Raw genomic sequence first — 9,946 nt, 5'->3', positions numbered from 1 at the left:
GAGGGCGGCGCCGCCCTCCTGGCCGGGGAACCAGCTGAGCAGGACCGCGGCGACGTCCTCGCGCCAGGGCAGCTCGACCGGGGAGCCGGCGTTGACGACGACGACGGTGTTCGGGTTGACGGCGGCCACGGCCCGTACGAGGTCGTCCTGGCGGCCGGGGAGGGCGAGGTCCTTGCGGTCGAAGCCCTCGGACTCGACGCGCTCGGTGGTGGCGACGACCACGACGGCGGTGTCGGCGGCGCGGGCGGCCTCGACGGCCTCGGCGATCAGTTCGTCGGGGTCACGGCGGGGACCGAGGTGGACGAAGGAGAACATGACGGCCGGGAGCGGGGCCGCGAACTCCTTGTCCAGGGTGTGGAGCAGGGACACCTCGACGGTCTCGCCCGCGGTGAGCGCGACCTTGCCGCGCTCGACGGGGGAGCCGAAGAAGGCCTCGAAGGGGTCGGTCTCGGGGCCCATGACCTGGGTGCCGTCGAAGACGGTCGTGCCGGCGACGGTGAGGGTGAAGGCGCCGAGGCCGCGGGTGCCGAAGGCGTGCTCGCCCGTCTCGCGCGGGGTGAAGGTGCCGACGACCTCGATGGAGGCGAGGGCCTCGTGGGTGACGCCCTCGGGGAGGTCGTCGCCGATCCACTGGACCTGGCCGTTGGGCAGGGAGCCCTCGCCGATGACGTGTCCGGCGGCGTCGCGGCAGCGGGCGCGCAGGGTGAAGCCCTGGTCGGCGGGGGCGAGTTCCTCGCTGGGGTCGGCGCCGATCGCGTAGCTCAGCGCGCCCTCGGGGAGGGCGGCGGCGAGGCCGTCGAGCGGGGAGACGACGTGGTCGGGGAAGACCTGGGCGGAGCCTCCGCCGAGGACGCGGGCGTCGCGGGCGGCGGCGCCGGAGAGGGCGACGGTGCCGTTCTTCAACGGGAGGGCGTTCTCGTTCCGTACGAGGACGAAGCCGCGGCGGGCGATCTCGCGGGCGAGGGCGTCGCCGTCGACGGCGGCGGGGGGCTCGGTGACGACCGGCGGGGCGCCTTCGAGGGCGCCGACGCGGGCGGCGAGCCGCAGCACGTTGCGCACGGCGGCGTCGACGGCGGACTCCTCGACCTCGCCGGCGCGGACGGCGGCGGCGAGGGCCGGGCCGTAGACGGTGTCGGGGCCGGGCATGGCGACGTCGAGGCCGCCCGTGATGCCGGCGGTGGTGGAGCGGGCGGCCATCCAGTCGGAGACGTTGTAGCCGTCGAAGCCCCACTCGCCGCGCAGGACCTCGTTCACGAGCTGGTGGTGCTCGGTCATCGTCACGCCGTTGACCTGGTTGTAGGCGGTCATGATGCCCCAGGGGTGGGCGTTCTTGACGATGGCCTCGAAGGGGGCGAGGTAGAGCTCGCGGAGGGGGCGCGGGGCGATCCGGTTGTCGACGGTGAAGCGGTCGGTCTCGGCGTCGTTGGCGACGAAGTGCTTGACGGTGGTGCCGACGCCGCCGTCCTGGACGCCCTGGACGTAGCCGGTGGCGACGGCGCCGGTGAGGTACGGGTCCTCGCTGTAGGCCTCGAAGTGGCGGCCGCCGAGCGGGGTGCGGTGCAGGTTGACCGTGGGCGCGAGGACGACGTGGACGCCCTTGCGGCGGGCCTCCTGGGCGAGGAGCCGGCCGGCCCGGCGGGCGAGCTCGGGGTCCCAGGCGGCGGCGAGGGCGGTCGGGGACGGGAGCGCGACGGACGGGTCGTCGGCGGTCCAGCGGACGCCGCGGACGCCGATGGGCCCGTCGGACATGACCAGGGACTTCAGGCCGATCTCCGGCAGGGCGGGCAGGGACCACATGTCCTGGCCCGCGAGCAGCCTGGTCTTGGCGTCCAGGTCGAGCTTGCCGAGCGCCGCCTCGACGACCGTGTTCCTGACCGCGTCCGCGCTGGTCTCCGCCATGGCCGTACCTCCTCGTTGACGTAACGAATGACCCCGATGCGCTCATCGTGCACCCACCTACCTGTAGATCGGTAGGTGACGTAATCATTCTGTTACTTCACTGTCGTCCGGAGGGGGTACGGTCCTGTCGGACGAACCTGCGAAAGGGGGCCACGGCGATGGTGCGGGCCAGAAGTGAGGAGCGGCGCGCGGACATCCTGCGCGCCGCCCTCGAAGTGATCGCCGAGCGCGGCTACCGGGGCGCCACCCTCGGCTCCGTCGCCGAGCGCGTCGGGCTGACCCAGCAGGGGCTGCTGCACTACTTCCCGACGAAGGAGGCGCTGCTCGTCGCGGTCCTGGAGGAGCGGGACCGCTGGGACACCAGCGGGGGCCGGGACCGGGAGGGCTGGCGGCTCGACCTCCTGGAATCGCTCGTCGAGTACAACGCGATGCGGCCGGGGATCGTGCAGACCTTCTCCGCACTGCTCGGCGAGAGCGTCACCGACGGGCACCCGGCGCGGGAGTTCTTCACCGAGCGGTACGCGCAGGTGCGGGCCAACATGGCGGACGTGCTGCGCCTGGAGTTCGGCGAGCGGCTGCCCGGCGGCCTCACCCCGGAGCGGGCGGCGCCGCTGCTCACGGCGGTGATGGACGGCCTCCAGTACCAGTGGCTCCTGGACCCGTCGGCGGTGGACATGCCGGGCGCCTTCCGGGACTTCCTGCGGCTGCTCGGCGGGGATGGCACCCGCTAGCGGACGATCGCCGCCACGTCCTCGGCGAGGAGGGCCGGGTCCTCGGTCAGGAAGGCGTGGACGGCCTCCAGGACGGGGAGCTTCGCCGCCGACGTGGCCAGGGCGACGTCCTTCGCGGCGAGGGCGACCGGGAAGTACGAGCCGGTGGCGGTGACCCGGCCGACGGCGCCCGCGAGGGGGCCCGCGCCGAGGGTGCGCAGGGCGAGCTCGCGGGGCAGGCCGAGGGAGCCGGCGAGCGTGAGGGCCTCGGCGACGAGGGCGACCCCGCCGATGGCGGCGTTGATGAGGACCAGCTTGAGCGCGGCGCCCGTGCCGGGGCCGCCGCAGGGCGTGACCGTCCCGAGCAGATCGAGGACGGCGGCGACGGGCGCGGTGTCGCCGCCCGCGAGGATCATCAGCTCGCCGGTGGCGGCCCGGTCGACGCTGCCCATGACGGGCGCGTCGATCAGGGTGACCCCGGCGGGGATCCGGGCGGCGAGGGCGGCGACGGTGTCCGGGCCGACCGTGGAGGTGTCGACCCAGTGGGTGCCGGGCCGCAGCGCCGGGATCAGCTCGTCCGCGACGGCGAGGGCGGCGGCCGGGTCCGCGAGCATCGTGACGACGACGTCGGCGTCCCGGACGGCCTCGGCGGGGGTCGCGGCGCGGACGGCGCCGTCGGCGACGAGGGCGTCGGCCTTGGCGGCCGTACGGTTCCAGACGGTCAGCGGGTGTCCGGCGTCGAGGAGTCGGCGGGCCATGGGCAGGCCCATGGAACCGAGGCCGAGGAAGGCGATCTTCTGCGGGGTGTTGTCCATGACGTCGACGCTAGGACCGACTCCGGCATGCGACAAGCGAATGTCTAGCATGCCTGCCATGCCCACTTCTCATGGCTTGTACGAGGTGTTCCTCGTCGTCGCCCGCGCGGGTTCCTTCACCGCCGCCGCCCGGCTCCTGGGTTACACGCAGTCCGCGGTCTCGCGGCAGATCCAGTCCCTGGAGGACGAGGTCGGCGCCGAGCTCTTCGAGCGGCTGCCGCGCGGGGTGCGGCTGAGCGAGGCCGGCCGGGTCCTCGTTCCGCACGCGGAGGCGGTCCGGGAGCGGCTGGTCGCCGCCCGGGCGGAGTTGGAGGCGCTGCGCTCCCTGGACGGCGGACTGCTGCGCCTCGGCTCCTTCTCCAGCGCCACGGCGGCCCTGGTGCCGCAGGCGCAGGCCGTGTTCCGGGAGCGGCATCCGGGGGTGGCGGTCAGCCGGACGGAGGGGCCCTCCGTGAAGCACCTGCGCCTGATGGCCGCCGGGGAGGAGGACCTCGCGGTGGTGAGCCCGCCCCAGGGCGCTCCCCCGCCGCCGGGCGTGACGCTGCACCACCTCCTGGACGAGCCGATGCTGGTGGCCCTGGGGCAGGGGCATCCGTACGCGGGACGGCGGGCCATGCGGCTCGCGGAGCTCGCCGACGAGGAGTGGATCGTCAGCAACGAGCGCCTGGAGGACACCCTGTTCCGCCCGGCCGTCGCGTCGGGGTTCCGGCCGCGCACCGCGCTGCTCGTCCATGACTGGATCGCCAAGTTCGGCGCGGTCGCGGCGGGTCTCGGCGTCACGCTCGTACCGGCGCTCGCGGCTGCCTCGGTACGCCCGGACGTCGTGCTCGTCACGATCCACCCGGAGGACGTCCCGTACCGCCCGATCTGCGCGGCGACCCCGCCGGTCCCCACGGTCGCGGCGACCGCCTTCCTCGCCGTGCTGCGCGAGACGGCGCAGGAGCTAACAGACTCAACCCTGTATTGACCCTTACATGACCGCGCGAGAGGATGGCGGTCATGTTCGTCGCAGCCACCCAGTTCGCCCCGGTCGCCGGGGACATCGACGCCAACGTCCGCACCATCGCCGATCTGGTCCGGTCGGCCGGGGCCGAGGGGGCCCGTGTGGTCGTCTTCGCCGAGCTCTGCCTGACCGGGTACGAGCCCTCCCTGATCCGGGACACCCCCGACCTGGTCCTCGCCGAGGACGACGCCCGCCTCGAACCCGTACGGGAGGCGTGCCGTGCGGCGGGCGCGGCGGCCGTCGTCAACGGGCCGGTGAGGAACGGCGGTTCGGGCGTCGGGATCACCACGCTCGTGATCGGCCCCGACGGCTCGCTCCTCGCCCGCTACGACAAGCAGCACCTGTACGGGGTCGAGGCGGAGGTCTTCGCACCGGGCCCGGGCGACGGGCGGTTCGAGCTCGACGGGGTCCGGTTCGCCCTGGCCACCTGCTACGACAACCGGTTCCCGGAGCTCGCCGAGCGCGCCGCCGCCGACGACTGCTCGGTGTACCTGGCGAGTTCGGTGCTCTCCGCCGGCAACGACTCCTTCGAGAAGGTGTACCCGGTGCGGGCCCGGGACTTCGGCCTGTACGTGGTGCTCGGCAACGTGCTCGGGACCAACGAGGACGGGGTCGGCACGGGCAGGGCCGGCGCCTGGGGCCCGGACGGCGGGCGGATCGCGGACGCGGGCCCCGAGGAGCCGGGGTTCGCGCTCGCCGAGGTGGGCTGAGCACGGAGGAAGGGCCGGGCGGTCGTGGGACATACGACCGCCCGGCCCTCCGGGGAGGCCGTTCGCGGAACCCCCGGTCCGCGACGGCACACCCCGCCCCCGTTACGGGGTGCTCAACCCCTTACGGGGCGCTCAGGCCCAGCGTGTACGCGCCGGAGCCGCTGTACGCGTGGACCACGTACCGGTAGTAGCCCGCGGTGCCGTAGTAGCTGGTGTCCTCGTCGGCGGTCGCCGTGCCGCCGACGGCCACGTCCACCCAGGTCGACCCGTTCCACTTCTGCAGGTACAGGTCGAAGTCGGCGCCGGCCGGGCCGCGCAGGCAGCCCACGTGGGTGCCGGAGGTCGCCGAGTAGTAGTACGAGCCGTCGGGCTGGGCCTCGGCCCCGCCGTCGGTCAGCGAACCCTGGTACGTGTACTGGGTGTTGTCACAGCCGGTGGGCGGGGTCGTGGTGCCGACCGACAGCTGGTAGGTGACCGTGTGGGTGGCGGAGCCCGTACCGGTGACGGTGATCGGGTACGTGCCGTTGGCCGTGCCCGCGGCGACCTGGACGGTCATCGCGGACGAGGAGCCCGAGGTCACCGAGGCGGGGCTGAAGGAGACGGTGACCCCGCTCGGGGCACCGCTCGCGGAGAGCTGCACGGTCTGCGCGCTGCCGCCGGTGGTGGAGGTGTTCACCGTGGAGGTGACGGAGGCACCCGGCTGCACCGAGCCCGAGGACGGGTTCAGGGCGAGCGAGAAGTCCGGGGTGGTGGTGCCGCCGCAGTCGGTCTCACCGGACTGGGCCGGCACGCCGACCGCGTTCCAGGCCGCCTTCACGGCGTTGCACTCGGCGCTGCCGTAGGTGTTCTTGGCGCTGGTCAGGGTCGCCTTGCGGGCGGCGAGGTGGTTCCAGGAGGAGGTCTTCATGAGCAGGGCGCCCATGAAGATCTTGCCGGCCTTCTGGATGCCGATGCCGGTCACGGAGGAGGGCCCGCCGGAACATATCGGGCTGCTGGGCTTGCCTCCGCCCGGGTTGGAGCCCTCGGCGAGCAGGTAGAACCAGTGGTTCTGCGGGCCGGCCCCGGCGTGCACCTCGGTGTTGGAGGTCAACTGGGTGTAGCAGTTGGGGTCGTTGTTGGCGAGCGAGGGGTTGTACATGTAGCGGATCGGCTTGTTGTCGCCGAGGAAGTTCAGCTTCTCGCCGACCGTGTAGTCCGGGGTGTCGTTCGGGTTGTTGGCGTAGTGCTCGGTGAGCGCGCCGAAGATGTCGCCCGTCGACTCGTTCATGCCGCCGTTCTCGTTGGACGAGCCCGAGCTGCCCGGCGTCTTGTCGAAGATCTCGTGGCCGTACTCGTGCGCCACGACGTCGATGCCGGTGAGCTGCATGCTGCTGTTCTGGTTGTGGCCGTACGTGGTCTTCGTACCGTCGTAGTACGCGTTGACCTCGCCGAGCCCTGCGCGGGCCGGGACCATGCTTCCCTGCCCGTTCTGGCCGTTGTAGCCGAACCACTCCTTGAGCATGGAGTGTTCCTTCTGCGCCGCGTACATGATGTCGACGCAGGCGGTCACCAGGTCGTTGGCGGTGCCGTTGCCCCACGGCGAGGAGCCCGTGTAGGCGCTGCCGTTCTGGCCGCCGCACTTGAAGCCGGAGCGGTTGGGGTCGGTCATGGAGGTGGCGGCGGTGTCGATGGTGACGTTGCCGTTGTGGTAGCCGCGGCCGTCGGCGTCCGAGACCTTGTCGGTGGCCTGGGCGACGGCCCCGGTGCGCGCGTCGACATAGGTGGCGAGGGAGCTCGGCGCGCCCTGCGCGGTGCGGCCGATGACCAGGGTGTGCCAGGTCAGGACGGCCTTGCCGTCCTTGATGAGCACGGTCAGCTCCGGGGCGCTCGCGCTCTCCACCGAGGCCAGCTGCTTGCGGGCGGTGGCGAGGGCCGCCTCGGCCGTCACCTTCGCCTTCGTGGAGAGCTTGATGGCCGGGGCGGGGGCGCCGGTGACCTCGCGGACCTTGCCGGAGCTGTCGGAGACGACGACCGCGTCGCCGCCGACGACCGGGAGGCCACGGTAGGTGCGCTCGTACGCGGCGTAGTACAGGCCGTTCGCCCAGGGGGTGACGGACGTCCGGACGAGGTCCTCGTCGGCGCCGTGCCGCAGCTCGTCGAGACCGCTCGCCGCGGCCTTGTCGGCGGCGGCGAGCGCGAGGGACTTGCCGTGTCCGGGCGGTACGGTCCCGCCCTGCGGGGTCGCCGCGGTCGCCGGTCCGACGAGTGCGGTCGCGAGGCTCGCCGAGAGCGCCAGGGCGGCCACGGCCGCCGTGAGTCTGGTCGGGTGCAACGTCGTGCTCCGTTCAAGGGTGGGGGAGACGGATCGTCGCGCCGAGTATGGGCGTGGACATGGCGAGTTCGGGACATCTCATGCGGCATAAGACACGGGTTATGGTGCAGACCAGCCGCCGCTGCGTACGCTGCTGAAATGCAGCTGGAGTTGAGGCATCTAGAGGCCGTCTGCCGGATAGCCGAAGCCGGCAGTCTGGGGCGGGCCGCAGGGCGGCTCGGGGTCTCGCAGCCGGCGCTCTCCGCACAGCTCCGCCGCATCGAGCGGGTCGCGGGCGGGGAGCTCTTCCTGCGCGGCCGGCACGGTGTGGAACCCACCCCGCTGGGCGAGTTCGTGCTCTCCAAGGCGCGGCTCGTGCTCGGCGAGATGGACGCGCTCGCCGCCGGTGCGCGGGCCGCCGCCCCGCACACCCCGCTGCGGCTCGGCTGCATCCTGCTCGTCCTCGTCGACCGGCTGCTCGGGGAGCTGGAGCAGGTCGTGGCGGGGCGGGAGATCGCCGTCACCGTGGAGCACTCGGCGACGACGCTGACCCGGCAGCTCGGCGCGGGACGGTACGACGCCGTGCTGTACGGGGAGGTCAACGACCACGAGGTGCCGCTGCCCGAGGGCACTTCGGCCCGCACGCTCGTCCCCAAGGAGCCGTTCTGCGTGCGGCTCTCGGCGGCGCACCCGCTGGCGGGCCGGGAGCGGATCGCGCTCGCCGAGCTCGCCGGCGAGTCGTGGATGACGCTGGTGGAGGACGACGACGGCGGGCCGGAGGCGCTGGTCGCGGCCTGTGAGAAGGCCGGCTTCACGCCCTCGCTGCGGCACCGGGTCGCCGACCGGAAGATGCACTACGACCTGATCGCGTCCGGCCGGGCGATCTCGATGAGCCAGCCGACGGCCCCGGCGGCCGAGGGCACGGTCCTGCGCCCCCTGGAGGGCGACCCGGTGACGGGGCGGATCCGGCTCGCCTGGAACCGGGCGGCGGTCCCCGCCCCGCAGGCGGAGCTGTTGTACGGGGCGGCGGCCCGCGCCTATCTGGCGAACGTCGACAACAACGCATTCCACCGGGCCTGGTGGGACGCACGGCCGGAACTGCACCCGGTCTTCGAACCCTGAGGGGCCGCGGGGCCGGGTGCCCGTCCGGGTTCGACCGGGTGCTCCTCCGGGATCAGCCGTGCGAGGTGTTCCCGGCCGCGTGACGGTAGGCGGTGCCGTCGTCGACCGGGCGGTCGCCGCCTTCCCGGTCGTCCTCCTCGGCACCGTCCCCCGCCGTCTCGCCGCGCAGCTCACGGGCCATCAGGGTGGCTCCGGCGACCGCTCCCGGCATGAGGAAGACGGCGACGAAGGGCACCAGGAAGGCGAGCGTCAGCGGAACGCCGAAGCCCAGGGCGGCCATCCGGCGCCCGCGGAGCAGCCGCAGCCGCTCCTTCAGCTCGACGCCCCGGCGCTGGAGCGCGACGGCCGTCAGCTCCTCGGTGAGGAAGAAGCCGGAGACGCAGAAGCCGATGGCGGGGACGACGGTCTGGCCGATGACGGGGATGAACCCGCAGGCGAAGAGCAGCACGCCGTACAGCGCGACCCGCAGCAGGATCCGCAGGCTGTCACGGGCCGAGATCCACAGCTCCCGCCAGAGCGGCAGGCCCGACTCGGGGACCTCGCCGCCCTCGCTGCGGTCGACCTCCTCGGAGAGCGACTCGTAGAAGGGCTGGCCGACGAGGAGGGTCACGGCGGTGAAGGTGATCACCGCGAGGAAGAGCCCGAAGGCGAAGACCAGCGCGGTCAGGGTGCCGCGGAAGATGCCGAGCCAGGGCGAGGACCAGTCGTCGGCGAACGGCGTCGCCCACGCGGTCAGGTCGTCGGCGCCGTAGCCGAGGCCGACGAGCGCCGCCGCGTAGAGGACGAGCGTCACGAGCCCGGGCAGCAGCCCGAAGCCGAGCCACCGCCCGTGCCGGCCGACCCACTTCTGGCCCTGTACCAGGTACTTGAAACCCACCCCGAGATCACGCATGGGGCCACCCTAACCGCCGGTCGTACGGAAGGATTCCAGGGCGTCGTCGAAGCGGATGCGGCCCTCCTCGGAGCGGCCCACCGGGGCGGACACCCACACGTCGTACAGCGTCCCGCCCTTCTCCCAGCAGACGTCGATGGTGTGCCGGGGGCCCTCGGCGGTGGTGAAGCCGTCCCAGGTGAACTCCCAGCGGGCGGCGGGCAGTCCCCTGTGCGTCGTCTCCTGGACCAGGGCGTCGCGGTACCCCGGGTTGCTCTTCGGGCCGTTCTCGTCGGAGGCGCGCATCACCCCGATCGCCCCGCCGGGCGGGATCGCCCGGATCCTCACCCCGACCCGTACGGCCCCGTCCGACGAGGTGTAGAACACCCGGACGCCGTCGGTCGAGCGGGTCGCCCCGACGGGGACGAGCAGGGCGAAGCCGCTTGCGTCGGTGACCTCCCTGGACGGGTACCGGTCCGCTTCGGAGCCGGGAAGGGCGCCGGCCGCCGGGGCGGCGGTGGAAGGC

General features: G+C 73.2%; 8 protein-coding genes and 1 pseudogene. 4 read left to right on the top strand and 5 right to left on the bottom strand.

Annotated elements, in window-relative coordinates:
- Positions 1–1,899, bottom strand: a 1,899-nt coding sequence (locus tag CCN56_RS28750) for a glycoside hydrolase family 3 N-terminal domain-containing protein (RefSeq protein ID WP_086830908.1), incomplete at its 3' end; no start/stop codon positions are given.
- Positions 1,900–2,057: 158 nt separating this feature from the next.
- Here CCN56_RS28750 and CCN56_RS28745 point away from each other — a divergent pair.
- Positions 2,058–2,630 carry a TetR/AcrR family transcriptional regulator gene (locus tag CCN56_RS28745; protein WP_086830907.1) on the top strand — a complete coding sequence of 191 codons (573 nt, stop codon included), beginning with the start codon at positions 2,058–2,060 and terminating at the stop codon, positions 2,628–2,630.
- On the opposite strand, the gene CCN56_RS28740 is transcribed toward CCN56_RS28745, so the two are convergent.
- Positions 2,627–3,424: an NAD(P)-dependent oxidoreductase gene (locus CCN56_RS28740; RefSeq protein ID WP_086830906.1), complete on the bottom strand. Its 798-nt coding sequence runs from the start codon at positions 3,422–3,424 to the stop codon at positions 2,627–2,629. The genes CCN56_RS28745 and CCN56_RS28740 overlap by 4 nt on opposite strands.
- Positions 3,425–3,482: 58 nt before the next feature.
- Between CCN56_RS28740 and CCN56_RS28735 the strand changes: the two genes are divergently transcribed.
- A complete protein-coding gene (locus tag CCN56_RS28735) occupies positions 3,483–4,391 on the top strand; it encodes a LysR family transcriptional regulator (RefSeq protein ID WP_086830905.1) in 909 nt (302 codons plus the stop codon).
- 32 nt (positions 4,392–4,423) lie between these two features.
- Positions 4,424–5,137 carry a carbon-nitrogen hydrolase family protein gene (locus tag CCN56_RS28730; protein WP_086830909.1) on the top strand — a complete coding sequence of 238 codons (714 nt, stop codon included), beginning with the start codon at positions 4,424–4,426 and terminating at the stop codon, positions 5,135–5,137.
- Between the two features lie 121 nt (positions 5,138–5,258).
- On the opposite strand, the gene CCN56_RS28725 is transcribed toward CCN56_RS28730, so the two are convergent.
- On the bottom strand, positions 5,259–7,448 hold the full coding sequence (locus tag CCN56_RS28725; RefSeq protein WP_256962215.1) for a M4 family metallopeptidase: 2,190 nt from the start codon (positions 7,446–7,448) through the stop codon (positions 5,259–5,261).
- Positions 7,449–7,586: 138 nt separating this feature from the next.
- On the opposite strand from CCN56_RS28725, the gene CCN56_RS28720 reads away from it, so the two are divergent.
- Entirely contained in the window at positions 7,587–8,549 is a 963-nt protein-coding gene (locus tag CCN56_RS28720) for a LysR family transcriptional regulator (RefSeq protein WP_086830903.1), read from the top strand.
- Between the two features lie 52 nt (positions 8,550–8,601).
- On the opposite strand, the gene CCN56_RS28715 is transcribed toward CCN56_RS28720, so the two are convergent.
- Both CCN56_RS28715 and CCN56_RS43475 read right to left on the bottom strand, forming a co-directional pair.
- A complete protein-coding gene (locus CCN56_RS28715; RefSeq protein ID WP_086830902.1) occupies positions 8,602–9,441 on the bottom strand; it encodes an EI24 domain-containing protein in 840 nt (279 codons plus the stop codon).
- Positions 9,442–9,450: 9 nt separating this feature from the next.
- Positions 9,451–9,946: pseudogene (locus CCN56_RS43475) on the bottom strand (serine/threonine protein kinase); the annotation flags it as partial.

The organism is Streptomyces sp. NRRL B-24572 (assembly GCF_002156145.1).
Taxonomy (GTDB): Bacteria; Actinomycetota; Actinomycetes; order Streptomycetales; family Streptomycetaceae; genus Streptomyces; species Streptomyces vietnamensis.
This window is presented reverse-complemented; position numbering and strand designations above follow the sequence as displayed.

Coding starts and splice junctions, on each gene's coding strand:
- CCN56_RS28745 (WP_086830907.1), top strand. CDS start 2,058: ATGGTGCGGGCCAGAAGTGAGGAGCGGCGCGCGGACATCCTGCGCGCC.
- CCN56_RS28740 (WP_086830906.1), bottom strand. CDS start 3,424: ATGGACAACACCCCGCAGAAGATCGCCTTCCTCGGCCTCGGTTCCATG.
- CCN56_RS28735 (WP_086830905.1), top strand. CDS start 3,483: ATGCCCACTTCTCATGGCTTGTACGAGGTGTTCCTCGTCGTCGCCCGC.
- CCN56_RS28730 (WP_086830909.1), top strand. CDS start 4,424: ATGTTCGTCGCAGCCACCCAGTTCGCCCCGGTCGCCGGGGACATCGAC.
- CCN56_RS28720 (WP_086830903.1), top strand. CDS start 7,587: ATGCAGCTGGAGTTGAGGCATCTAGAGGCCGTCTGCCGGATAGCCGAA.
- CCN56_RS28715 (WP_086830902.1), bottom strand. CDS start 9,441: ATGCGTGATCTCGGGGTGGGTTTCAAGTACCTGGTACAGGGCCAGAAG.